21 protein-coding genes are annotated in these 24423 nt (G+C 48.7%); all 21 read right to left on the reverse strand.

Annotated features, from left to right (window positions below):
* Positions 1 to 29: 29 nt before the first annotated feature.
* On the reverse strand, positions 30 to 1415 hold the full coding sequence (locus BMW79_RS29315) for an undecaprenyl-phosphate glucose phosphotransferase (RefSeq protein WP_089901804.1): 1386 nt from the start codon (positions 1413 to 1415) through the stop codon (positions 30 to 32).
* A gap of 31 nt (positions 1416 to 1446) precedes the next feature.
* The gene (locus BMW79_RS29320) at positions 1447 to 2670 is read right to left on the reverse strand and encodes a WcaI family glycosyltransferase (protein WP_089901806.1); all 1224 of its coding nucleotides are present in this window, start codon (positions 2668 to 2670) and stop codon (positions 1447 to 1449) included.
* An 18-nt stretch (positions 2671 to 2688) separates the two neighbouring features.
* Positions 2689 to 4182, reverse strand: coding sequence for a capsule assembly Wzi family protein (locus BMW79_RS29325; RefSeq protein ID WP_089901810.1), 1494 nt, complete (start codon positions 4180 to 4182; stop codon positions 2689 to 2691).
* Positions 4179 to 4760: a WcaF family extracellular polysaccharide biosynthesis acetyltransferase gene (locus BMW79_RS29330; RefSeq protein ID WP_089901815.1), complete on the reverse strand. Its 582-nt coding sequence runs from the start codon at positions 4758 to 4760 to the stop codon at positions 4179 to 4181. Before BMW79_RS29330 ends, BMW79_RS29325 begins: the two co-directional genes overlap by 4 nt.
* A 6-nt stretch (positions 4761 to 4766) precedes the next feature.
* Positions 4767 to 5669, reverse strand: a complete 903-nt coding sequence (locus BMW79_RS29335; RefSeq protein WP_089901817.1) for a glycosyltransferase family 2 protein — start codon at positions 5667 to 5669, stop codon at positions 4767 to 4769.
* Positions 5670 to 6800 (reverse strand): XrtY-associated glycosyltransferase XYAG1, encoded by a 1131-nt coding sequence (locus BMW79_RS29340; RefSeq protein ID WP_089901820.1) that lies wholly within the window; start codon positions 6798 to 6800, stop codon positions 5670 to 5672.
* Complete coding sequence (locus tag BMW79_RS29345; protein ID WP_089901823.1) at positions 6797 to 7870, reverse strand: glycosyltransferase; 1074 nt, start codon at positions 7868 to 7870, stop codon at positions 6797 to 6799. Before BMW79_RS29345 ends, BMW79_RS29340 begins: the two co-directional genes overlap by 4 nt.
* Positions 7867 to 9225, reverse strand: coding sequence for a hypothetical protein (locus tag BMW79_RS29350; protein WP_089901826.1), 1359 nt, complete (start codon positions 9223 to 9225; stop codon positions 7867 to 7869). Before BMW79_RS29350 ends, BMW79_RS29345 begins: the two co-directional genes overlap by 4 nt.
* Positions 9226 to 9228: 3 nt before the next feature.
* Positions 9229 to 10155 (reverse strand): polysaccharide pyruvyl transferase family protein, encoded by a 927-nt coding sequence (locus BMW79_RS29355; RefSeq protein WP_089901830.1) that lies wholly within the window; start codon positions 10153 to 10155, stop codon positions 9229 to 9231.
* A gap of 11 nt (positions 10156 to 10166) precedes the next feature.
* A complete protein-coding gene (locus BMW79_RS29360; RefSeq protein ID WP_089901833.1) occupies positions 10167 to 11312 on the reverse strand; it encodes a glycosyltransferase family 4 protein in 1146 nt (381 codons plus the stop codon).
* Between the two features lie 18 nt (positions 11313 to 11330).
* Positions 11331 to 12596, reverse strand: coding sequence for a hypothetical protein (locus BMW79_RS29365; RefSeq protein ID WP_089901837.1), 1266 nt, complete (start codon positions 12594 to 12596; stop codon positions 11331 to 11333).
* Complete coding sequence (locus tag BMW79_RS29370) at positions 12589 to 13743, reverse strand: glycosyltransferase family 4 protein (RefSeq protein ID WP_089901840.1); 1155 nt, start codon at positions 13741 to 13743, stop codon at positions 12589 to 12591. The genes BMW79_RS29365 and BMW79_RS29370 overlap by 8 nt, the downstream gene beginning before the upstream one ends.
* A 1-nt stretch (position 13744) precedes the next feature.
* Positions 13745 to 15298 carry a lipopolysaccharide biosynthesis protein gene (locus BMW79_RS29375; RefSeq protein ID WP_089901844.1) on the reverse strand — a complete coding sequence of 518 codons (1554 nt, stop codon included), beginning with the start codon at positions 15296 to 15298 and terminating at the stop codon, positions 13745 to 13747.
* 4 nt (positions 15299 to 15302) lie between these two features.
* The gene (gene gmd / locus BMW79_RS29380) at positions 15303 to 16400 is read right to left on the reverse strand and encodes a GDP-mannose 4,6-dehydratase (protein WP_089901847.1); all 1098 of its coding nucleotides are present in this window, start codon (positions 16398 to 16400) and stop codon (positions 15303 to 15305) included.
* A 37-nt stretch (positions 16401 to 16437) separates the two neighbouring features.
* Entirely contained in the window at positions 16438 to 17784 is a 1347-nt protein-coding gene (locus tag BMW79_RS29385; protein ID WP_089901850.1) for a UDP-glucose dehydrogenase family protein, read from the reverse strand.
* Between the two features lie 11 nt (positions 17785 to 17795).
* Entirely contained in the window at positions 17796 to 18740 is a 945-nt protein-coding gene (fcl, locus tag BMW79_RS29390) for a GDP-L-fucose synthase (protein WP_089901852.1), read from the reverse strand.
* Positions 18741 to 18752: 12 nt separating this feature from the next.
* Positions 18753 to 19775, reverse strand: coding sequence for a mannose-1-phosphate guanylyltransferase (locus tag BMW79_RS29395; protein ID WP_089901855.1), 1023 nt, complete (start codon positions 19773 to 19775; stop codon positions 18753 to 18755).
* A gap of 18 nt (positions 19776 to 19793) precedes the next feature.
* Positions 19794 to 20300 (reverse strand): transcription termination/antitermination NusG family protein, encoded by a 507-nt coding sequence (locus BMW79_RS29400; RefSeq protein WP_089901858.1) that lies wholly within the window; start codon positions 20298 to 20300, stop codon positions 19794 to 19796.
* A gap of 105 nt (positions 20301 to 20405) precedes the next feature.
* A complete protein-coding gene (locus tag BMW79_RS29405; RefSeq protein ID WP_089901861.1) occupies positions 20406 to 22757 on the reverse strand; it encodes a GumC family protein in 2352 nt (783 codons plus the stop codon).
* 3 nt (positions 22758 to 22760) lie between these two features.
* Positions 22761 to 23570 (reverse strand): polysaccharide biosynthesis/export family protein, encoded by an 810-nt coding sequence (locus tag BMW79_RS29410; RefSeq protein ID WP_089901864.1) that lies wholly within the window; start codon positions 23568 to 23570, stop codon positions 22761 to 22763.
* Positions 23571 to 23694: 124 nt separating this feature from the next.
* Entirely contained in the window at positions 23695 to 24414 is a 720-nt protein-coding gene (locus BMW79_RS29415) for a response regulator transcription factor (protein WP_089901867.1), read from the reverse strand.
* Between the last annotated feature and the right edge of the window lie 9 nt (positions 24415 to 24423).

The following is a 24423-nucleotide window of genomic DNA, read 5'->3' on the forward strand; positions in this document are numbered from 1 at the left end:
ACTCTATCATTCACACAAACCATACCTATTCAAAATGCGTTGTCATCTCCTTTCACCGTATTCCGGATTGTGAGAAATATGATCCGCAGATCGAGATAAACCGACCAGTTCTCCATATACCAGATATCATGTTCAATTCTTTTGCGCAGGTGAGACTCCTCCGTAATTTCACCCCGTAGCCCGCTAACCTGCGCCCAGCCGGTAATACCTGGTTTCAGAAAATGACGGATCATGTACTGCTGGATCACCCGTGAAAATTCTTCCGTGTGCCGGAGCATGTGCGGCCGTGGTCCGACTATAGACATATCTCCCATAAACACATTGAGGAATTGCGGCATTTCATCCAGGTTGGTTTTCCGCAGAATGCGGCCCACACGAGTAAAACGGCTATCATGGCGGGTCGCCTGCTTTGCATTGGCCTCGTCGTTCACATACATACTGCGTAGTTTCAGGCAGGGAAAGTTTTGGTTATTACGACCTGTACGGTATTGAATAAAGAAAACAGGACCTCTTGATTCCAGTTTTATGAGCAGGGCCAGCAACGGAATCAGCCAGGTAAGAATAAATACGATCACCAGGCTGCTGAAAATAATATCAAATACCCGCTTGCGGATGCGGTTGGCAATATCATCCAATGGCTCGGACCGCAATGAAATGATCGGGATATTGTTGAAGTAATCCACAAAGATCTGGCGGTTAACGAAGAGCTTGAAATCCGGCACAAATCGGAAATGAATCAGGTTCAGCTCTGCTTCCTTCGCCAGCGTATACAGGTAAGGAAATTTTTCGGGAGATAACGTAGAATAAATTTCACGGATGTTGTTAGACTGTGCATAGGGCACACAGGCCTCCAGGTTACCGATCACAGGGTAGTAAGATAGTTCATGCACATTATTATACTCCTCGAAATAGCCTTCAAATTTCAGGTTACTGTTCTCTTCCACCAGTTGATCCGCGAGTTGTTTGGACAGCTCGTTATATCCCAGTATCACTACTTTCTTCTCTACACCGTTGCGATGCAGGATATGATCCGTAACACGATAAAACAACCAGCGGCCCAGCAGTACCATCATTGTAAAGCTGCCGCAATAGCTGAGAATAAACAGCCGGGAATAAAGTTGCTTCGATAAAAACAGGCACAGCAACAGCAACAGCAGGTAGAGCGATAAACTCTGTATGGTTTTGCGCGCAATGCGATCGAACGACAACTGCTGGCTTAGAAAATAAATACCGTTGGTATATAGCGCCACCAGCCAGGAAAGATTGGATACCACCAGGAAAATATCCACATTGATATCCTGCATACGATCGTACCGTTCCAGCCAGGCACTGGTAATAAAAAATAATACATTCAGCCAGAGAAAATCCAGTACCACTAACTGGATACTACAAATTTTAAGATACCGGTTCAGCATAAAAAAAGAATATGGTTGATCAATAAAAGCGCTACGCCACCTGTTCTTTAAAGCGCGTCATCACTCCCGAAATAGAAAGATGGTCTGTTGCGAATGCCCGGGCGTTACGGGCAATATCTGCAGTATTATCCCATACGGCCTTTCCTATGCCTGCCTGCAAAGCATCCTGGTTTTCTGCCTCCACCAGGATTCCCATCTGATGCCGGCTTACCAGTTCATGCAGACCGGTACCCTCATTGGCGGTAATCAGTGCAATCCCCCCCACGGCGAGGATGGTGGTTAACTTGGAAGGCATCACCAGGTCGCTGGCATGCGACTTCTGTATGACCAGGTGTACATCTGCCATGTTGAGGAAACGGTTAAACATTTCCAATGGCTGCAAAGGATAAAAGATCGTATTCCGTAGCTGCAGCTGAGCAGCTACCTGTTCCAGTTTTGCTTTATACGGACCGGAGCCACAGATCAGGAACTTCACTTCCTCCCGGTGCTGCCAGGCAGCCGCTGCATGCAGTAAGGCCTCCAGCCCCTGCTTTTCACCGATGGCGCCGGAGTATAAAACTATCTTATCACCGGGCTGAAAGCCAAAGGATTGTTTTAATATAGCCTTATCCGTTAAAGGATAAAACTGTATCACATCTACCCAATTCGGAAAATACATTACCTCCTTACCGGCTTTATCGCTTATTTTTCGGATCATGCCGTCTGCAATACTGCTTACCTGATCTGCCTGACGCAGGATCATTTTCTCCAGTTTCAGCAGCCAGTTGATCAGGCGTGCGGAGCGGATCATCTGTAAGTCCCGCGCCGCCTCAATTTGCAGATCCTGTATATGATATACAAACCGGGCGCCTCTCAGCTTTTTATATAACACCGCCAGTAGCCCAAGATGAAAGGGCGGCGCTACCGTGATCACGATATCATACTTTTTCTTCCATAACAGCTGTAACACTTTGAGCAGTGCTGACCCAGCAAAAGAAGCATCCTGCAGCAGGCGCTTCTTCCCGGAAGGCGCCGCCGGCACGTACTGCGGACAACGGTACACCGTAATCCCGTTTACCAGCTCCTTCTTAAACCAGTTTCTGGCCCGTTCATAGGGCGCCTGTACCTGCCATTGCGGGTAATAGGGATAGGTAGTAATCACCGTACAATCGTAACCGTTATCCGCCAGCCAGCGCATCATTTCACCATTGTATTTTCCGATGCCCGTTGGCTCCGGGGAAAAATTACCGCCTATCAGTAAGATTCGTTTACCCATATACGTTACATTTAAAAGTTATTGTTTCCAGTTCCACAACACGCCAAACATCCCACCTACGTTATCCGTCAGTTCGCCCTGATCTACAGCTATCCCCGCTTTCAGGGAAATGCGTTTCTGTGGTAACTGGTATTGCAATTCCTGGAGTGTATACCATTGCCGTTTCACGGGTTTAAACAGTACGGTGTTCGTATAGGTGCCGTAGTTCTGCGTGTAGGTAACGATGGTTTTACCGGTTATTTTTTTTGTGAGATGATAACACGCGCCGAGATGCACGCCCACTACGCGGTTATTGATAATGTTTCCTCCTTTCCCACGTAGCGAGTCTTTCGGATCATCCCAGTTTAATGGTTTCATTTGAGGGAAATAGTGTTGTCCACGGTTGCGGTCAATAAACAGCGGTGTGCCGATGATGCGCTCGTGATAATCCCACCCGGTCATATACACGCCGTTGTTATAGTAACTCTCCCTCAACCGGAGCAGGTAGAAATCATTCATCTGTTTGGTGTAGATAAATTCGGCAGTGATTTTTTGCAGCCAGCTGCCGGCTTGTTTGTTGGTGTATACGAAGCCCAGCAAGCGGTCGATGTTCCGGATGCTGATGCCCTGGCCGGATTCAAAAGGTGTTTGATTGTACAGTCGCAGCGAAAATTGTTCATTTTCCCATTCCAGGCCGCCTTCTATTACGCCCCTGTGATCTCCGGGACGGTTGGGCTGTATATCTGTATTCCCTACGGTGCCATCGTCTTTTGTTTTCACGAGCAATACATCCATAAATCCCTGCCAGCTGTTCGTAATTTTTGGCAGGTCGTTTCGGTTACCGCCCCATACTGCATAGTGCTGGACGCCGCCAAAAACTTTCAACTTCCGTTTCCCGATGCGTAGATAGAAATTCTTTTCATGCAGCCAGGCATTCCTGATGTATTGATCCTGCCCCATCCAGCCATGGCTCAGTAAGCCTTTAAACTGTACCCAGCCGTTAGTGAAAGGGATATCGGTGTACGTTGTTACCGCGATGCCGATCTTTGGAATGGGAAGTGCGTTACCGCTGATACTGAGCGATCCGCTGCTGAGATCTTTATCGTTTTCCCCGATGATTTCCTCATAGCGGCCGGCCCTGATTTCCCAGTGTTTATAACCGGCTTTCAGGTATCCCTGTTCAATAAAGGTCTGATGAAACTGATCGTTGTTATACACATCAAGTCCGTAGCGCAAATAGAAACCACGCTCCCAGGCATGCCGGTTGCTGAATCCCACGTGTGCGGATACATCGCCCTTACGGTCTGTAATCGTTCCAAAGTGGTTCGCCATGAGCCACAGCGGCTGATAATCTTTGGAGGCAACGGTACCAACTGCGCCGGCGTGAACTTCCAGCGAGTCCGTGAAATGTACCTGTGCCTGCAGGGGGAGAACGGTGGTGAGAAGTACGATACAACTGCACACATAGCATATCTTCCACTGCACAACAGCAACGGCTCCCCTTCCTACAATATAGCCAGGTAATTTTTTCATATAGTCGCTGCATTTAGTACCGTAACACGATGCTCTTTTATTTCGCGCCTGCGCACCGCCACAGCCGGGTTACCGGAGTAAATAAGCCAGGGTTGCAGGTCTTTGGCGGCTACTGCGTTAACCGTTAATACGGAATGGCTGCCACAGGTAACACCGGCGCAAACCACCGCCATGGCGCCAATCCAGGCGCCATTCTCAATATGGATAGTTCCCAGCCGGTAAGGAAAATCGGGTTGTTTATAATCGTGGTTACCGGTGAGCAGCAGGGCGCCTTGCGATAAACACACATGATCTCCCAAAGTAACCTGCGTGAGGTTATCGATCCATACTGATTCACCGATCCAGCAGTGATCGCCTATCTGAAGCAACCAGGGATATTTGATGCGCACTTTTGTTTTAATGACAAATCCTTTTCCGATCCGTGCGCCAAACAGGCGCAGCAGCCGGGTTTTCAGGGCATACGGCCAGGGAAACGCACTGTTAAGGATATAGTAGTTCAGGAAATACCATATCGCTATTTTCCATTTCGGGCCGGCATAATAGTTACCGGGATTAAATGCGGCGAGGTTCGTTGTCATGTCATCTCAGATATGAATGTTATAATCTGCTTTCAGCAAAGCCATGATATCTTCCTTTGTTTCCTGTCCGTGCAGCTTTTGTTGAAATTCCTGTACGTTCACGTCTACGAGTAAACGATACCAGTATCCCTGCATAAAATGAAAAAGAAACCCTTTGTATCCATCCAGGAAGCCATAGCGCAGGATATACCGGAACAGGAAATACAGCGAAGCCCGCATACCGGGCGACATAGCCGCATACACTTTCTCTTTCAGGAAACGTTTCCGCTTGGCCTGTCCGTTGGCTTTTAGCAACCGCTGATCGGTTTGCCAGAAACCGTAACGGATATTAAGCAGGTCTACCATTTCCCGGATGGCGTAGTTGTTGTGTTTATTGACCCACCAGTGAATAGAGTTCAGGTTATCATCTACAATATGCTCCTTAAACAACAGCGTAGTACCTTCGGATACAATGATATGTTCATCCATCCAACGCTGTTCTATACTGCCGATACCATTGCGCCAGATGCGGAGCAGCGTATGCGGATAAAAACCGCCAAAGCGGATCCATTTTCCTTTGAACAGCACTTTCCTACGTATATAGATACCCGTTACAGCAGGGGGAATACCTGCCATGCGCTGCTGTATTTCCCTGATCAGGGCAGGTTCCAGGTATTCGTCGGCATCCATGCGCATGATCCAGGGTGTTTCAATGCCGCAATGTTCCAGTGCCCATTGAAACTGATCAGCATAGTTTACCCATTTGCGCTGGAAAACTTTCGCGCCATAAGCAGTGGCAATAGCTACCGTATCATCTGTTGAAAACGCATCTATCACGTATAGCTCCTCCGTTACCTGGCGGAGATTCTCCAGACAACGCGCCAGGTGCAATGATTCATTAAAGGTGAGTATAACTATGGCGATCTTCATCTAACTACATTTTTCATACAATGCTACATAAGACGATGCCAGTACGGCATCATTAAAATCATGTCGGATCTGTGCGGGGGCGGCACGGGTAATCGTTTGCCGCTGTTCTTTTGCTTCATATGCCCGGGTCAGCTGTTCACTGATCACCTCCACGTTATCAATAGGCGTCACCCATCCCATGTCATACTGCCGCACATAGGCAGCGAGGCCTACCTGATCACTGATCAGCACCGGTGTGCCTGCATACAATGATTCAATCACCACAATAGCAAAGTTTTCATTGCGGGACGTAAGCGCAAAAAGGTCGGTGGCAGCAAGGAAATGAAACTTATCCCCGCTGCCTTTCCAACCTACCCATTCGACGCTGTTATCCATATCGAGCGAAGCAATTAATTCTTTGAGTGTAGTTATATATGCCTCATCCCCGCTTCCGGCAATTTGCAAACGGAATGGAAAAGACACACGGGACAATGCCCGGATCAGCAGGTCAAGCCCCTTTTTGGGGTCTACCCGGGATAAAAAACTGATGGTAAACACACCGTTATCTGTCCGTTCAAAATTACCTTCCGGCAGATCCACCAGGTTGAACACCTGTCCACCCTCCCAGGAAGAATGGATCTGCCGGCATTCTTTCCATTCCAGTTCCGAAGAAACGTGCAGGTAAGTACTGCGTAATAGCCGTTTACCCATTAACGTATGCAATAACTTTTTCTTCCGGTTGTTACGGGCGGTGAGTACATAATCACAGAACATCCCATGCGGAGATAATAATGGTTTGCGTTTTTTCCATTTGCAGATAAAAGAAGCTCCCATCACCAGGAAGTTCCACCAGGAGTGGATATGCACTTTATCAAACTGCTGTGCATGCTGCCACAAGGCTTTCCACAACGCCGGTGACACATGTGTATGATCCCCGGTGATCCGTTTGAAATAGGTCACTTTCACACCATCCATGAGTACGGTGGTATTGGCGGCTATGTCCAGCTCCTTTGCCCCATTGGCAGTAGTAGTATATACTTCCACCTCATGCCCCATCTGCACCAGTTGCTCTGCCAGCCGCGCAATTACAACAATAGGTCCTCCGTATACGTACGCCGGTTTATAGGAAGGAACAATAAAAAGTATCTTCATACACAATGACTATTTAGTGAATGCAGCGCATTGTCTACCATGGCTGTCATGGTGAGGTGCTGTTGTACAAACTGGCGCGCGCGTTGGCCCATGACCGTTATATCATCATCGGACAACTGATCCAGGAGATATAAACACTCCGCCATATTGTTGAAGATCATTCCGTTCACGCCGTCGCGGATATAGCTGTATTCCACACATTGCAATACGGCTTCGCTCCGCTTAAAAGTGCATACCGGTTTACCATAGGCCATGGCTTCCACCACCGACAACCCGATCCAACCGGGCTGAAAATACAGATCTGCCATACCAAACAATTCCCGCTTCAACGCCGGATCGTATACCGCTCCAAAATCATGTACATGTGGCCAGGCACTGAAATCAGGCTTATATTTTCCGGCGCCTATAATGATAAATGCGTATTGCGCGGGATCTGTTTCCGCTATCAGCTGTAACAGCAGGTCAATGCGGCGGCCCGTTTCATTAAACCGCGCGCAGTAAATCAGCACCCGTTTTGCGTGGATGTTATACTTCTCCCGGATTACGGCCTTATCGATATCGCTCTGTTGTATAATTTTCTCTACTTCGGAAATGGTATTATTGAGCGCTACTGCTTTCATACCCGGCATCTGCTGCTGCCAGAGCGTCATTTCCTTTGGTGTATAAAACCAGGTGGCGTCGGCCAGCTGCATCATCCACTTCAGCAAGCGGCTGGGGTGTTGCTCTTCCTGTACATAGCGCTTTACAGAAATACCATGCCCCCAGAGAATAATCTTTTGTTTCAACAGGGGCTTCAGCAACAGGATCATCCAGGTGGAGAGATGCGCGAAGTTGAGCATCAGCACCAGCACCTTGTAATCCTTTCTGAAGAAGCGCAGGGGGTTATATAACACAAACGGACCTACGCTCCAGGCAGGCAATGCCTTTACGGTAGTATTGCCTGCCGACAGGTTTTGCTGCTGCATCCCGGCCTGATCATAACAATACAGGTCAAAGGGCGCCTGCTCCTGCAGACGGTTAAAAAAATGTTCGCGGTAGTGGGGCACCAGCGGTTGCAGGATGGCAATCATACCAATACATTTTTGTTTGCATAAATAATACTGCTCACATCGTAACCATAGATCATCCGCTGTCCTTCATGGATAGAATCGAAAGCCACCAGGCTGCCGTCCCGCTTCCAGCGTGGATGCAGATCGCAGTGTAAACCACTTCGGGTAAAGGCCATCTGCTCCAGCGAAAAAGCCTTTAACACACCTTCTTCCACACCGGCCAGCAACGGGTGCGACAAATGCAGATCTGGTTTCGCATCTATCATACGGTAAGTACCCAACGTTGTTTTCTGCTGGGTGCTGTACTGGAAAAGAAACAAGGTGCGGATGCCCTGTTGATCAGGATAGGTATCACAGATCATCCAGTCGCGGTTAGCCGGGCAAAACATCGGATGCCCGTCTTCCGTAATAATATTCTTGGCCAGCATCGCAGGCACAGCGTTATCCACATCTTCCAGCAGCAACCAGTTAAAAGGTGCGACCGCCTTAGCGCCTTTTTCTTTTGTGTATAGTAATTTCTTCAGCATCTTTTTGCCTCCCGTTATCAAACCGGATGGCATCATCTTATACAACAACGAACCACGCAATCTTTCGATATTGCTCCCGGTTCTGCCCCAGATGGCGATATGGGTATCATCTTTCCAGTCGAAATGACTGAGAAACCCGGTAGCGAGGCAGGTGAGGCCACTACCGTCTATACCGATGGTCATGAGGCGGGTAGTTTCTCCACCGTCTTTCAGCTTATAACGATGCAGGAATGCCAGTCGCTGCTGTGATGGATTCAACAACAGGTGCGTGATATAATGGTGCTGCCCGAGATTGGGATTCATTTTATAGTTGGCCACCGCGGCGATGGATAAAAGCAGGCTTTGTTCACCGGTGTATACGTTATGTTTCACAATACCGGAATGTTCCGGCGTATGCAGGTGTGCATATTTATCCGGCAAACCGGTATAACCATAGCCGCCTACCCGGTACAAACGCGCGTAATCGATGCCAAAAGCAATGCCTTCATTTGTGATCACATGCGCAGGCTGATGCAATACATGGACACATTTGCCGGCATTTACATCGTAGATCCTGGCGCCCCACACCTCCTGCACGCGGTCATTGACAATAAAGGTATCGGTATCGCCAATCCATTGCTGCCGGGCGCCTTGTGGATAATTATAAGCGTAGGTATTGCCCATGCGGTGAAACTGTTGAGCCGCATCGAAGTAACCGATGCCACAGGGAACACGGGGATCGGGCGGTACGCTGATATCCGGCGTTTGTAACGCGAGTAATTTATCCCCGGCATCATTCCATGCCACCAGGTCATGAAACCCAAAAAAGAAATGTCCTTCGCCTGCTGATAACGTAAATTCCTGCTGCATATACTAATGTGTTGTGATAAATGAAGAACTATCCGGTAACTTTTCTTTTTTCAACAGAAAAGCCTGGTCATAGATTTTATGATCGATACGCCTGATCACATCTTCTTCCGATAAATAAAATTCCGTAACACCCGACAGGGCTTCCAGTAGTGCTGTTTTCACCATATTGGTAGCCAGGAACTCTGCGCTGATACGGTTTCCCGAGATCGCTTTTATTTTCTGATGTAAAAAAGATTTACGGTACAACTTCACCGGTGTAGCATTGATGTTATAGAGCCGGATCGCTGCCTGCCAGTCCATCCACTTAAACTCCGCCACGCCGCTGCCCTCCGTATGCGGAGTAGACAAAATAAACCGGTGCCAGGGCACCCGCAGCGCATCAGCCAGGATAGCGCCGTGCATGGCTTCTGCGATCACATACTGCGATGCGGCAATTTCCTGCAACGTATGCTCCACTCCCTTTTCAGATCTCGGGGAGATATAGTTAAAACCTAACTGTTTGCACAGTGCTTCCCAGTCGAAGAAAGGCACTGATTTGAAATAAGGGATCACGCTGACTTTATATTTCTTTTTCACCTGCAGGAACTGATCAAATGCCGGCAATTGCCGGATCGCATAAGCTGCATCCGCGATATAGGGGAACTGGTTATTGAACGCATAGGCAGACAGCGGTCCACGCAGAAAACGGATATCCCAGGTATTATCCAGACTGAAAGTGTGGTAAGAAGGCCGTACGCCGGTTCCAAATACAATTTTACATTTATCAGGAATATCCCGGAATAACGGCGATCCTTCGAAGAGAATAGAACCTATACCCAGAAAAGCTTCCGGGTCATCGCTGCGGCCTTCGCCGAAAAGTTTCGGCCACAGCCATCCGTTGAGGTCGTCCCCAAAATTGCCTTTTGGATCCTTGTAGTATACATAATTCACGTTGTCATCATTTACAGGTTAGCAATACGTAATACCTTTACCGCGTCTGTACTGTTGATCCATGCGGAGAAATCTGCGGCCCTTCTTTCCCAGCTATGCGCTTCTTTGTTTACCGTAACCGGCAACAGCTTACCACTGGCCAGTTTACTGATCAATACCGCCAGCGAAGCCGGTGCATTGTTGTTGAAATAGTAGCCGTCTTCCCCGAATATTTCCAGTGGTTCTCCGATTGGCCCGGTGAAAACAGGTTTATTAAATGGTATATACATGTAGATCTTGCTGGGGCAACGCGCCCAATCCTGCACGGTATCATTCAGCGGGGAGATAAAGGCGCTGGCGGCTGCAAACCAGGAGCTGAGTTCTTCTTCCGGCGTATATCCGAGAAACTGCACCTGTGCTTCCAGTTGCTTTTCTTTTACAAAAACTTTGGCTTCTTCCTGGTGACGCCCCTGTCCGAGTAGCAGTAATATCACATCGCTTCTTTCCTTACTCACCATTTCCATGGCCTGTAACATCGTAAACAAGCCATAATTTCGTGTAAGCGTACCCATGTACACCAGCATGGTTTTGCCCGCAAAAGTTTCCTGCAATTCTTTCAGCCGCACGCGGGGCGATTCTACCACGTCCTGGTTAAAGGCATAGGGAGAATATAATACCGGCAGTTGCTTCCGAAGCAGCTGTGCAGCTCTTTTCGTATAGGTGTTACAGAGATACCTGCTGGCGCAGAGTAACCCATCGGCATACCATACCGACCAATACTCCAGCGCCAGCAGGGCATACCTGCGCAATCCCTTGTTATCTGGAATACCGGACGGCAGTTCTGAATGTTCTATGAGGATCTTCGGTTTAACCGTCAGCTTACTCCTGGCAATGCGGTTACGGAAACTGAAAGAGCAGAACAGTACATAGTCCGGTGCGATCTCGTTTACCAACGCTGTTTTTATCTTCACTTCTTCTGCCGCCGTGCCACGCTGATAATAAAAGATTTTCACTGCCTCACTACACTCCATGGCGATACGTTTTCTGTTCTCCTCACTGTCTTCCGCAATGATGGCTACCTCCCAGCCGAGCGACAATAACGGCCCGGCCATACCGATGGCCCGTTTCATGGTAGCAATAAATTTAATGTCGCCTAATGTGATGAAGCATATTTTCATAGCTGTTGTTTTATCCGTTTATATTTTCCCTCCGGGAGATAGCAAATGCAGGGATTCATCCGTTTGTCCGGCAACTTCCGCCGCAGTACTTTCTTCCAGGAAATCATAGTACGCCCGCAGCAGAATCGCTCCCACCGCAGGTATATTGAACCGTAACTGCTGAATAGGTGAAAAGAGAAAAGTCCAGATCACGCCTATGGTCATCAATACCAATACCGGGTACAGGGCCGTATCTGCCGCATGACGGATCAGGTAAAAGCCCATCTTCAACAGAAAAATAAATACACACAGTACTGCAATAAAGCCACCCAGTCCGCAGTTTACCCAGGCGCCCAGCAGGATCGAGTGACTGGGAATCAGGTGATCCGTAGAAGCAGCCAGTTGTTCATTCATCTCCTCATTCTGATACAGCAAAAGAATACGGTAGTATTGCAGGTTGTCGTCCTTTGCCCAGGAGCCATGCCCGAACAAGGGCGCATCGCTGATGGCTGCCAGGGCTGCAAAGGTTTCCCCACGGCCGGTCATGAGCAAAGCCAGCGGATTGTAAGGATTATCAAGCCGTTCTATCTGTTCGGCAGCATGATCGCCACCGATCTCATGATTCCGCACAGCATTTACATAGCCGATATAGGCAAACTGGAAAAGAAGCAGGCCCGCTATTCCGAATACCACCAAGCGATCGCGCGTGAGATACATACCACTGTTAAAGCAATAGATGATAATAGCGCCCAGGAAAAACACCATACCGGTAGAACGGGAATCGCGCGCAAAACATAACAGGCTATAGCCCAGCAACAGCGCCAATACCGCTTTCCATTGCCCTTTGCGGTATAACAAAAAAGAACAGATATATACGGCATACGACAAAATAGGCACCATCTTAAACTTGAAATAAGACATATCCGTATCTGCGTTATCATCTGTCCAGATAATATTTTTGATCAGGGTCATACAGAGGAAGAAAAAAATCGCTTTATCATCTCCCAAAGTTTTAAACAGGAATATAAAAGACAGCATAGACATGATAATGGCCGCCCAGCCCCGCAGAAAATTTTCAGATGAACTGTGTACGATAAACAGATCGGTGACAGCCTGGCATACAAAAAGCGCTACCAATGCAAGAATGATTTTCCGGAAAAAAGGATATGTTTTAAAATCTCTCCGGTCAAATACAAAGGGAGCAGACAGCAGCACCATAATTTCATTGAGCTTCAACTGCCCTACCAGCGACAGGTTTACGCCACTGAGCAAAGTATACAACGCTATTTTGATCCGGTTAAACACAGGCAGGCATTTTACCGCGTACCGCGTAATGAACAATCTGTTGCAGCCGTTCCCGGTTTACATCCAGGCTATATTCTTCCAGGAAATCTTCCCGCAGTTTTGCTCCTCTATCTGTTTCCGGATCAAAGGATAACAGGGATTGCCGGAAGGCGCCGGGTTCATCAGACACTATAAAGTGTTCGCTCTTCACTCCTTCCACGCCTTTACGGGTGCTGATAATGGGTGTGCTTAGGGCCATGGCTTCCAGGCATTTCAGGCGGGTACCACTGCCATGTACCAACGGAATAATGACGGCACTGGCTACAGAGATATACCATTTCACATCATCTACTTTTCCGAAGGCCGCAATGTTACGGTATTCATCTTTGCCGGTAATTTTCTTCAACGCTTCTTTGGAACCCCTGCCCACCAGCCACAGGTCGTACTTTCCGGCCAGTGCTTCATCCCATACGTTTTCGATAAACCATTTCAGCCCGGCGAAATTCATATATACACCGAAGTTAGCCGTCATTACCAGCACGCGCTGCTGCTTCTTTCCAAACAGGCGGTAATCTTTTTCATCGAGGAAGTTGGGTACGGTGAATACTTTCTGCTTTGGCAGAAAGCGGGTATGATAGGCGTTGTCATCGTCACTGACCACCAATACAGCAGCGGCTTTATTAAAGTACATCCGCTCATGCAATTTCTCCATGCTGAACAGCTGCCATTTACGCAGCTTATCTACCAGGCCTTTTGAAGGGAGTTGCCAGGTGATCATAGGCTGCGCGTTGTGTGTACCCAGGATCACCGGAATACCCTGCCGCCGGAAATAGGAAATATAGTGCCCTACAAAGCCATAGTCCAGAACAGCGGCAGCGAGTGGATATTCGCGGCAGATCTCTTCAAAGATCTCCATCACAGCGGCAGTCCGCTGAAAGTATTGCTTACCGGTAATACGGGTAAGCAGGTCGAAAGGTTTTGTTTCGTAGGTATAAAAAATAACATTCGGGAGATGATATTTCTGTAAGTCTACCTTTTCTACATTGCGCACCACGGCTACGACCTCATATCCCAGTTGCGATAAGGCTTTGATCAGGTAATAACTCCTGATCCTTTCTCCCCCGTTCTGCGGGAAAGGGGAGATGTCGGTGAAGAAAAGTATATACATATCAGTTCGCTTTTAACAGGAGCATCTTTGCCTGTACTTTTGAAAAAAACCTGTTGATCAGTTGTTCCAGTTTAGCCGTTTCATCTGCGGTAAGCCCGATGACGCGTATCCAGGTGATCATCCCGATAATGCTCACCAGGGTGGTGATTCCCAGTCGCACAAAACCCTCTTCCAGCAAAAGCTGCGGCACACAGGCCAACCCGGCGGAGAGTAACACCGGGAGAATAGCTTTAATGAGCACCTGCCTGGAAAATACCGCCGGTGATAAACCGGTAATATTTTTGGCCGCCACCATACGGTAAATACCGCTGACCACTTCTATCCCGATGGCGCTGACCAGCACCGTAGCAGCGGGATAACCGGCTTTCAGCAGCAGCCATGCAATGGGTAAATTGAACAGCACCATGGTGCTGACGATTACCTGGTATCTTTTTATTTTTCCGACAGACTGCACAGCGATCTGTATCCCGGAAGACAATTGGTTGATGAGCGTAGCAATAATGATCAGGCGGCACATTATGACAGTGAAAGCGGGTACCTGTTTAAGCCAGCATTGCAGCACGAAAGGCATTTCTATCATCATGGGAATCGCAAAAAAGCTCAGCAGGTAAAAGGAAAACTTGCTGGCGATCATTGCCAGCCGCAGCATACGGGGCCGATCGCCACTGCCTTCACTTTTGATGATCTGCGGGTTTAATGCGCGCAGCATGGTGACAGAGAAATAACTGAGTTGGGCATTTACCTGGTTGGCGATCCCATAGGCCGCATTCACAATAGTGCCAAAGAAAATATTCAGCAACAATGCAATACCCTGGTTACGGGCCACAAAACTACCGGCGCCAAACATATTCCATCCCGCATAGGCAAACATTTCCCGGAGCAGGAGCGGATCGAAATACTGCCGGATACGGATACGGCTTTCTTCATACTTTACGGCGCAATACACCTGCTTAAAGAGCAGTAGCAAAACAGTGAGCAACGCCATCAAACCGCCATACACAATAAGCCGGTCGTAAGGCAGATAGGACAGACATAATGCAATCACCAGCTTACCCATTGATTCCACCACGCCGAGTACTGCTACCATCACCATATTTTCCTGCGCAATCAAAGTAGCATCATAAGGCACCGAGATGATGGTAAAAAATGCGCTGATCACCATAAACTGGAAGATCAGTTTGGCCGCAGTGGTGCGAGAAGGCGGATAATTGAGTACATGATCAAACAGGTAACTGCCCGCTACCTCAAACAATATCACCAGTGCAAGCCCGAGTATAAAGTGGAGCAACACGCTGGAGTTGAATACTACCTTCAGTTTGTGTGCATCCTTTGTGCCCAGGTGAAACGACATATAGCGTTGTGTGCTGATGGTCATGGCCATATTGAGAAAAGACAACATGGCGATAACACCGCTGATCAGGTTAAACAGGCCATAGTCCGCCGCTCCGAGCAGGTTCAGCACCAGCCGGGTGGCGTACAAAGAAATAAAAACGGTGATGAGCATCCGTCCGTAGAGCGCGCCTGTGTTCAATATCACCCTGTTTGCTACCTGCATGTCATTATCCGATTAAATGTTCCAGTTGTGTTACTTCCTTCTTTGCAAACAATGCCACATCGCTGGCCATCATTTCTTTTACCAGCGCGGGTAAATCATAAGCGGGTTCCCAACCTAATACTGTTTTTGATTTAGTGGGATCGCCGATCAGCAGCTCTACTTCCGTTGGTCTGAAATAGCGGGGATCAATTGCCACGATTTCCTTTCCTAACGGCAAAGCATATACTTCATTGGTACAGGCAGCTACCACACCGGTTTCTTCTGCACCGCTGCCCTGGAAAGCGATTTCAATACCCAGCTCCGCGAAAGACATGCGTACAAATTCCCGGACCGTAGTGGTAATACCGGTTGCAATCACATAGTCGTCCGGTGTTTCCTGTTGCAGGATGCGCCACATGGCTTCCACATAATCTTTTGCGTGGCCCCAGTCGCGCTGTGCATCGAGGTTACCCAGGTATAATTTATCCTGTAATCCCAGTGCAATGGCAGCAGCGCCACGGGTAATTTTACGGGTTACAAAAGTCTCCCCGCGCAAGGGGCTTTCATGATTAAAAAGGATTCCGTTGCAGGCAAACATGCCATATGCTTCACGGTAGTTTACCGTAATCCAGTAGGCGTACAACTTGGCTACTGCATACGGACTGCGGGGATAGAAAGGCGTAGATTCCCTTTGCGGTACTTCCTGTACCAGTCCGTATAACTCCGAAGTACTGGCCTGGTAGATGCGTGTCTTCTTTTCCAGTTTCAGGATGCGTAAAGCTTCCAGCAGGCGGAGGGTACCTATACCATCTGCATTGGCGGTGTATTCCGGTGTATCAAAACTTACGCGCACATGGCTCATGGCCGCGAGGTTATAGATTTCATCCGGTTGTGTTTCCTGTATAATGCGTATCAGGTTGGTGCTATCTGTCATATCACCATAGTGCAGGCGGAAGCGTATATTTTCGCTGTGCATATCCTGGTAGAGGTGATCAATTCTTTCTGTATTGATCAGGGAAGCGCGTCGTTTTACGCCATGCACCATGTATCCTTTTCCCAGCAGCAGTTCTGCGAGATAAGCGCCATCCTGGCCGGTAATACCTGTTATCAGGGCTACTTTCATACGATCGTTTATTTTAGTGATAAAGAAAATTAGGGGGCTATTGCATCAGGGCATTCACAGCTGTTGCCGCCGTGTTGCCGATACCGTAGTAGGTGAATCCCTGTTTAACCAGGTGTACATCATCATAAATATTCCTGCCATCAAAGAGTACGGGCGACTGGAGCAGGCCTTTCAGCCGTTGCCAGTCGGGCATCCGGAAAGCATTCCATTCCGTTACCAGGAGAATAGCATCTGCATCTGTGGCGGCGGCGTACATATCATCTGCAAAGGTGACGCTGTTGCCCAACAACGGCAGTGCTTCTTCCATTGCCACGGGGTCGTATACACGTACCTGTGCACCGGCCGCCAGTAAGCGTTCTATCAGGATCAGGGAAGGAGCCTCCCGCATATCGTCGGTATTGGGTTTGAAAGACAATCCCCAGATGGCGAAACTGCGGCCGCTGATGTTGCCATCGAAGTGACGTATCACTTTATCTGCCAGCAGTTGCTTCTGATCTTCATTCACCGCTTCCACTGCTTCCAGGATGCGCAACTGGTAGCCGTATTCGCGGCCTGTACGGATCAGCGCTTTTACATCTTTCGGAAAACAGGAACCGCCATAACCGATACCCGGATACAAAAAGTGTTTCCCGATGCGGGGATCACTGCCGATGCCTTTGCGTACCTGGTTGATATCTGCCCCAACAAGCGTGCATACATTGGCCATATCGTTCATATAGGAGATCCTGGTGGCCAGCATGGCGTTGGCGGCGTACTTGGTCATCTCTGCAGAAGCTACGTCCATAAACAGCAGCGGATGGCCGTTCAGTACAAAGGGGCGATAAAGTTGTTCCAATACTTCCCGGGCATGCGTGGTATTTACCCCGGCCACGATGCGGTCCGGTTTCAGGAAGTCGTTCACTGCCGCACCTTCTTTGAGAAACTCCGGGTTGGAGGCCACATCATATTCGATGATGCGCTGGCGGGCACTGAGACTCTCCTTGATTGCGCGGTTCACCCGCGCAGCGGTACCTACCGGCACCGTACTTTTGGTAACCACCAGCAGGTAGTGGTCCATATGTTGCCCTACTTCATGTGCTACCTGTAACACATATTGCAGATCGGCGCTGCCGTCTTCTCCCGGTGGCGTGCCTACCGCGATGAATACTACTTCTGCTCCCGGCAATGCACTGGCCAGTGAGGTAGTGAAAGAAAGCCCGCCGCTCTGCTGATTGCGCATCACAATTTCAGGCAGACCGGGTTCGTATATGGGCAACAGCCCTTTCTGAAGACGGGCGATCTTGGCTGCGTCCACATCTACGCAAACCACACTGGTTCCCACTTCCGCCAGGCAGGCGCCGGTGACTAATCCTACATATCCTGTTCCTACGATGACAACTTTCATAGCACTGAGTTTTAAGATTGCAATTTGAACTGATCCTGCTGGAGGAAATCCCGGTAGGCCATGACCAGTCCTTCTTTCAGGCTGATACTATGTTTCCATCCCAACCGGTGCAGTTTGGAAACATCCATCAGCTTTCGCGGAGTACCATCCGGTTTACTATCGTCAAAAATGATATCGCCTTCATAGCATACCACTTCCCGGATATACTCCGCCAGCTGGCGGATGGTGAGATCCTCTCCTATGCCGATATTCACGGGTTCCTTTTCATTGTAGTGCTGCATGAGGTATACACAGGCATCTGCGAGATCATCCGCAAACAGGAATTCCCGTTTAGGCATGCCCGTACCCCATACGGTTACAGATGGTTTGTGATTCACTTTTGCTTCATGGAAGCGGCGGATCAGCGCAGGCAATACATGTGCATTTTCCGGGTGATAGTTATCCCCTATACCAAACAGGTTGGTGGGCATCACGCTGATGAAATTGCAGCCATATTGATCACGATAGGCTTCACATAACTTGATGCCGGCAATTTTTGCAATGGCATAGGGTTCATTGGTCTGTTCCAGTACGCCGGTCAGCAGGAAGCTTTCCTTGATAGGCTGAGGCGCCATCCTCGGGTAGATGCAGGAGCTTCCGAGGAACTGCAGCTTGGTAACGTTATGTTTATAAGCCGCATGAATAACATTGGCAGCGATCATGAGGTTATCATAGAGAAATTCTGCACGATAGGTATTGTTGGCGTGTATACCGCCAACTTTAGCGGCGGCCAGGAACACGTAGGCCGGTTTCTCTGCGGCGAAAAATTCGTCTACCGCCGCAGGATTTCTTAAATCCAGCGTACCGGAAGAGCGGGTGATAATGCGCTGGTAGCCTAATGTTTCGAGTCTTCTTTTGATAGCACTTCCTACCATTCCACGGTGGCCGGCTACATAAATTAAATCGTTTGCCTCCATATGTTGTGATGTTTAGAGCAGTTCCGGGCGGTTTTCCCGAACCCACTGATGCAGTTGTTTAATATCCTGTCCGTTTCCTTTTTGCATGATGAGCAATGCGCTGGCGGTATTCACCACCACCATATTTTCCACACCCACCAGCGCCACCAGTTTATCTTTTCCGATCACCATACTTTTACGGGGATCGCTTTCGATGAATACCGCCTGGTGATTCCGGTATTGGTAGTGCTGGGAAAGCGCCTCTGCCAGGGCTTCGTAGCTGCCTACATCGCTCCAGTCCATTTTGCTGGGGACTACTTTTACGATGTCGCTTTTCTCCAGTACGGCATAGTCGATACTATCTGCGGGGATGGCTTCCATCGAGGCTTTTGACAAAACACCTGTCTGTTTCCACTCTTCCGCAGCAATAGCGGCAGCTTCATAGATAGCAGGCGCATGTTGCTGTAATTCCTGCAGCATGATGCGGGCCTTGCAGCAGAAGATACCGCTGTTCCAGAGGAAGCCACCGGCAGCCAGCATGGCTTCCGCCACGGGGCGATCCGGTTTTTCCACGAAGCGGAGTACATCATGCCCGGAATAACTGATATAGCCGAAGCCTGTTTCCGGCCGGGTGGGTACCAGCCCGATAGTGACGATATGATTACTGGAAGCGAGTATGCGTGCCGTTTCAATAGCCATACCGTAACGGTCCGGCGTACCGATGAGATGATCTGCCGGAGTGATGAGCAGGATTGTTTCCGGGTCGGCGGTAAAGGCGGCCAAAGCAATAGCGGCAGCGGTATTACGGCCTACGGGTTCCGCCAGGCATACCGGTGCTGTGGCGCCGGCCTGTAATAACTGTTCCTCCACCAGTGCGGCTTGTTGTTCATTGACGATGGCCGTTACCTTGTTACAGGCAAAACGGTTGCGCCGGAAAGCGAGTTGCAATAAACTATAGCCATCAAAAAGGGTTAACAGTTGTTTGGGCGTTTGCTGGTTGGACAAAGGCCATAAACGGGTGCCTGAGCCACCGCAAAGGAGAATATGCTGCATCATAGGATGATTGGTTTATGGTCAGTAATGATGTCCGTTTACGGCCTTGTGTCCGCTGATCACCGTTATTTCCCTCGATGGAATAGTGGCTACCAGGGAGCAACCCAGGCTGCTCAGCGCTACTTTTACCCGGTTGCTGCTGATCTGCACAATGCGTGCGCCGGTGGCAACAACTTTATCGCCTTCTGCAGATAAAGGAAATTTCTCCATCGACACCTCTTCATAATCCCGCAGGAACTGGCGGATCAATCCTATTTCATGATCGGGAATGATGGCCGGCTGCCCCAGCCAGTAAACGAAGTTGATCACATGGTCGGTTTCTTTTACCACCCAACTCCTGCTCTCCGGGATATGTACAAATACATAAGAGGGGAAAAGCGGTTCCTGGATGATCTTACGGGCACGCACCAACGGTTGCACAGGACAATAATGTTCCACTTTCTTGCGGGTGAAAAGATCTGTCACTTTCTTTTCGCATTTGGGCCGGGTATATACCGCATACCAGACCGGAGGCTGTTCATTAAACATAGTAGCCGGTTTTAAGGTGATCGGATAGTTTGTGGAGAATTTATAAAGGCAGGAGCGGCCATTGTTCTACCGCTATGATATGGTATCTTGCTATTCCTGTAGCAGCTATTTTACACTGCGCCGGAATAAACCGGGTTTCTTTGTTACTTCCGTATAACCGTAGCCGTTAATATCGCCATAGCCGGAGCCATAACCATATCCTGCTACACCTTGTCGTTTGATACCGTTAAACACGATATTGAGTTTGCCGAGTTCTTTATTCTGGTACAACTCATCTACCAGTTTCAGGTAGTGTTTGGGCGTACGCTGATGCCGCACGATGTACAAGGTGGCATCACAGTAAGGCGCAATGAGCCTGGCATCTGTGACCAATCCCACCGGTGCGGAATCAATAATGATATAATCAAAACGTTCTTTCAGTTCATTCAGCAGGCGTTCCAGTTCACCATTCAGGATCAGTTCACTGGGGTTAGGCGGCATGATACCGGCTGATAACAGGTAGAGATACTCATTATCGCCTACGGGTTGCAGGATCTGTTGCAGCGAAGCCTTTCCCACCAGGTAGTTGCTGATGCCGGGATCTGCGCGCATATTCAGCATTTTGCTGATCATGGGTTTTCGCAGGTCGAACTCCAGCAGCACAACTTTCTTTTTGGCAAGTGATAAACTCATGGCCAGGTTTACCGATACAAAACTTTTTCCTTCACCGGAGATAGAAGACGTGATCAGCAAGGTTTTTCGATCACCATTCAGTCCTATGTAAGATAAAGAGGTGCGCAGTGCGCGGAATTGCTCGGCTACTGCAGTTCTGCTGTTGTTGGACATTACTATGGCTTCCTTGCTGTCGTGGTGCATAATTTCTGCTGCAATCGGTGCGGTGGTCACGCGTTCAATATCGGCGCGGAACATCACTTCGCGGATCATCATATCTTTCAGGGAGATGAATCCCGCTACGAGTGCCAGTGCGCCGAGAATGGAAATACCGAGTACCATGGGTTTCTGCGGACTGAAAGCATATGCGGCGGCCTCCCCCGCATCTACCACGCGGCTATCGGAGACCGCAGCAGCATAAGCAAGTGCGGTTTCTTCCCTTTTCTCCAGCAGGAAGGTATAGATGTTGTTCTTGATCACCTGTTGCCGGCTCACTTCCAGCAGCGCCTTCTCTTTACCAGGTACACTCCGGATAATGCCCATGTTGCGGCTGTTCTCTGCCTGGAGCCGGGTCATACCGGCCTGCAGGTTCGCTCTCAGGCTCCCGATATTATCCAGGATAGCGGGTTTCAGCCGTTCTACCTGCCGGTGTAAACTGGCCAGCAGGGGGCTGTTTTCACCGGTGGTTTTACGTAGTCTTTCCAGTTGCAGTTCTGTTTCAGACAGCTTACTGACTAATTCCAGCAACACCGGATCTGAAAGGCCCAGGGTACCGGGAACGATATTGCCACCGGCATTCTGGCTGTTCACATATTTTTCAATGGCGTCCAGTACGGACAACTGCATATTGGCCTCACTGATTTTGCGATCGTTTTCCTGTACACCGGCGAGGAATATTTTGCTTTGTTCACCGATGTCAACAATCCCTTCTGCTGTTTTAAAATGTTCCACCTGTGTTTCTGCCTGCCCCAGTTCCGCGCTCACAATACGCAGGCGTTCTTCCACAAAGTGCATGGTGTTGGCAGAGGTCCTGTTCTTATCTTCCACAGCGGCTTTGTTGTATACACTGATCAGTTCATTTACAATGTCTTCTCCCCGTTCGGGTGCGGCATCGGTGTATTCCAGGTCTACCACGCTGCCAGCTTTGGCGGCAGGCATTATTTTCATGGTGCCCAGGATCATCTGCATCCATGTTTTCTCCGTCATGATGTGCAGCACATAGGAAGCAGCGGTGTCTGCGTGTCCGGCGCCAGGCTTTACCAGGAGCTTTCCCCAACGGCTTTGTACCGTATCCTGCAGCGGAACGATTTTACCGTCGATGGCTACACGTTTTTTTATGGGATCGTAGGTAAAAGGCCAGTTACCGCTGGCGGCGCTGGCAATTTTGTCTGGTTCCAGGAAAGTAAATTGCAGGGGGCTATCTTTATAGAGTACCACATCCCTTATTTTCCCTTTTTCCACTACTTCTCCATAGAGGTTTAAATTACGTATAACCGCTTTCGTTAGTGTACGTGATTTCAGGATTTCAATTTCATTTTCCATGATGGTTTTGCTGCCGCCCATGAGGTCGAGCGACTGTAGCATATCGCTGGCGCCGAGACCGTTGGAGGCTTCCTGTACGAGGAGTACACCGGAAATTTTATAGAGTGGCGTGGCGTAGCGGAGATAAAGAAAAGCGGCCAGCAGCGCCACGGCAACGGCGCCCGCAAAGAGGGGCCAGTAAGGCAGATACCGCGTGCGGATCAGCGTAAGCAGGCTCAATGGCGCTTCCGTTTGTTTGATGCTATGTCCGTTTACTTTTTGCATAACCTATTTATTAACAACTAACCGGTCCAGGATAATAACGAGCAGGGAAAGACTGCTGAGCACAATAGGCAGGATCTGCCGTGATCGGTCAGCCGTCGCTATTTTTGATTTATTTGGTTCCACATAAAGAATATCATTTGATTGCAGAAAGTAGTAAGGAGAATTCAGGATGCGTTTATCATTCAGATCAATGCGGCGTATAATGCGTTCTCCATCTACCTCCCGGATCAACAGGATATTATTTCGTTTACCGAACACCGTTATATCCCCCGCCATGCCCAATGCTTCCAGTACCGAAATTTTCTCGTTGGTAACATTCACGACCGTGGGCTTGGTCACTTCTCCGAGTATGGTAACCCGATAGTTGAGAAAGCGTATACTCACCACCGGATCTACTAATAGTTTACGTTCAATGAGCTGGTCGTGCAGGTAAACGGTCAATGCTTTTTTGGTAAGGCCGGTTACTTTGATAGGACCGAGTACGGGGTACTGAATAAATCCCTGTTCATCTACCAGGAAGCCTCCCAGCATTGCGCCGGCGCCTGCATTGGCGCCACCTGCACCGGAAGCGGAAGTCATGTTGGAAACATTATAAATAATCACATCCTCCGGGTTCATACTACTCACATTAATCTGCAGTATGTCGTTCTTTTGTATACGGGGGTCAAAATTGCTATCTGCAGGCAATAGCACCGTATCTTTTACATCATTGAAATAAACTGCATTTTTGGTTGATACGCAGGAAGTAAACAAACAGCTGAAGCATAGCAATCCCCATCCTATCCAGGTTAAGCAGGTTTTCAATTTCATCATATGGCGTTTAACATCATCTCTTACACTGTCCGTTTCCCTCCATACAATATTACTTCAGAATGAAGTGGCATTCAATTACTCACCAGAGTACAAATTGAGGCACAAAGCAGCACATGTTTACTCATTAAAGTAAGCCGCCGTCGTTCACCAGCAACATATCCAATAAATTAAAATCTGAAAAAAATAAATGGAAAAGCATCACACCGATGCAGGAGAATAAATTATTTGATAAAATTTTTGAGATCAACTCAGATTTAGTGGAAACATTCAGTTTAGCATATACTTTTTTGAGGTGTTGGTTCACGGTGAAGACAGTAACAAACAACCGGGCCGCCATTTCCTTATATGAGTAACCTTCCTTGAGTAACGCTACCAGTTCGTATTCCCGACGGGTGAGCTTTTCTTTGATGTGTGCCATCGGGTCTCTGTTGAGATGTGTAATTAGTAAATGAGCTGCGCGGGGAGAAAGCGCGGCACCGTTTTGCACCGTGTCCATAATGGATTGATAGATATCGCTCAGGCGGCTCGATTTTATAATATAGCCGCTGGCGCCATTCTTAATGGCATCAACAATAAACTGCTGTTCTTCATGTCCGGAGAGTACAATCACACTGGTGTCGGGGTATAATTGCTTTACTTCCCGGATGCCTTCAATGCCGGAAATACCCGGCAAGGTAATATCCAGCAGGATCACCTGAAGGTCGGGATAGATAACGGGCAGTGCCATAAATTCCTCTATAGATTTACAGGCGAACAAAACCCGGCATTCCTGAAAATCTTCCAGGAATTCGCGATAATTACTTAACAGAAAATGGTTATCCTCAATGATTCCGATGTTGATCATGGCTGAAGG

The sequence above is a fragment of the Chitinophaga arvensicola genome (genome assembly GCF_900110835.1).
GTDB classification, from domain to species: Bacteria; Bacteroidota; Bacteroidia; order Chitinophagales; family Chitinophagaceae; genus Chitinophaga; species Chitinophaga arvensicola.

What these genes read in the sequence shown, in the direction of transcription:
- BMW79_RS29330 (WP_089901815.1), bottom strand. Translation starts at nt 4,760, where the DNA reads ATGACAACGAACCTCGCCGCATTTAATCCCGGTAACTATTATGCCGGC.
- BMW79_RS29350 (WP_089901826.1), bottom strand. Translation starts at nt 9,225, where the DNA reads ATGCAGCAGGAATTTACGTTATCAGCAGGCGAAGGACATTTCTTTTTT.
- BMW79_RS29370 (WP_089901840.1), bottom strand. Translation starts at nt 13,743, where the DNA reads ATGTATATACTTTTCTTCACCGACATCTCCCCTTTCCCGCAGAACGGG.
- BMW79_RS29325 (WP_089901810.1), bottom strand. Translation starts at nt 4,182, where the DNA reads ATGAAAAAATTACCTGGCTATATTGTAGGAAGGGGAGCCGTTGCTGTT.
- BMW79_RS29335 (WP_089901817.1), bottom strand. Translation starts at nt 5,669, where the DNA reads ATGAAGATCGCCATAGTTATACTCACCTTTAATGAATCATTGCACCTG.
- BMW79_RS29375 (WP_089901844.1), bottom strand. Translation starts at nt 15,298, where the DNA reads ATGCAGGTAGCAAACAGGGTGATATTGAACACAGGCGCGCTCTACGGA.
- BMW79_RS29345 (WP_089901823.1), bottom strand. Translation starts at nt 7,870, where the DNA reads ATGATTGCCATCCTGCAACCGCTGGTGCCCCACTACCGCGAACATTTT.
- fcl (WP_089901852.1), bottom strand. Translation starts at nt 18,740, where the DNA reads ATGGAGGCAAACGATTTAATTTATGTAGCCGGCCACCGTGGAATGGTA.
- BMW79_RS29395 (WP_089901855.1), bottom strand. Translation starts at nt 19,775, where the DNA reads ATGATGCAGCATATTCTCCTTTGCGGTGGCTCAGGCACCCGTTTATGG.
- BMW79_RS29340 (WP_089901820.1), bottom strand. Translation starts at nt 6,800, where the DNA reads ATGAAGATACTTTTTATTGTTCCTTCCTATAAACCGGCGTACGTATAC.
- BMW79_RS29405 (WP_089901861.1), bottom strand. Translation starts at nt 22,757, where the DNA reads ATGCAAAAAGTAAACGGACATAGCATCAAACAAACGGAAGCGCCATTG.
- BMW79_RS29315 (WP_089901804.1), bottom strand. Translation starts at nt 1,415, where the DNA reads ATGCTGAACCGGTATCTTAAAATTTGTAGTATCCAGTTAGTGGTACTG.
- BMW79_RS29415 (WP_089901867.1), bottom strand. Translation starts at nt 24,414, where the DNA reads ATGATCAACATCGGAATCATTGAGGATAACCATTTTCTGTTAAGTAAT.
- gmd (WP_089901847.1), bottom strand. Translation starts at nt 16,400, where the DNA reads ATGAAAGTAGCCCTGATAACAGGTATTACCGGCCAGGATGGCGCTTAT.
- BMW79_RS29360 (WP_089901833.1), bottom strand. Translation starts at nt 11,312, where the DNA reads ATGAAAATATGCTTCATCACATTAGGCGACATTAAATTTATTGCTACC.
- BMW79_RS29410 (WP_089901864.1), bottom strand. Translation starts at nt 23,570, where the DNA reads ATGATGAAATTGAAAACCTGCTTAACCTGGATAGGATGGGGATTGCTA.
- BMW79_RS29400 (WP_089901858.1), bottom strand. Translation starts at nt 20,300, where the DNA reads ATGTTTAATGAACAGCCTCCGGTCTGGTATGCGGTATATACCCGGCCC.
- BMW79_RS29320 (WP_089901806.1), bottom strand. Translation starts at nt 2,670, where the DNA reads ATGGGTAAACGAATCTTACTGATAGGCGGTAATTTTTCCCCGGAGCCA.
- BMW79_RS29385 (WP_089901850.1), bottom strand. Translation starts at nt 17,784, where the DNA reads ATGAAAGTTGTCATCGTAGGAACAGGATATGTAGGATTAGTCACCGGC.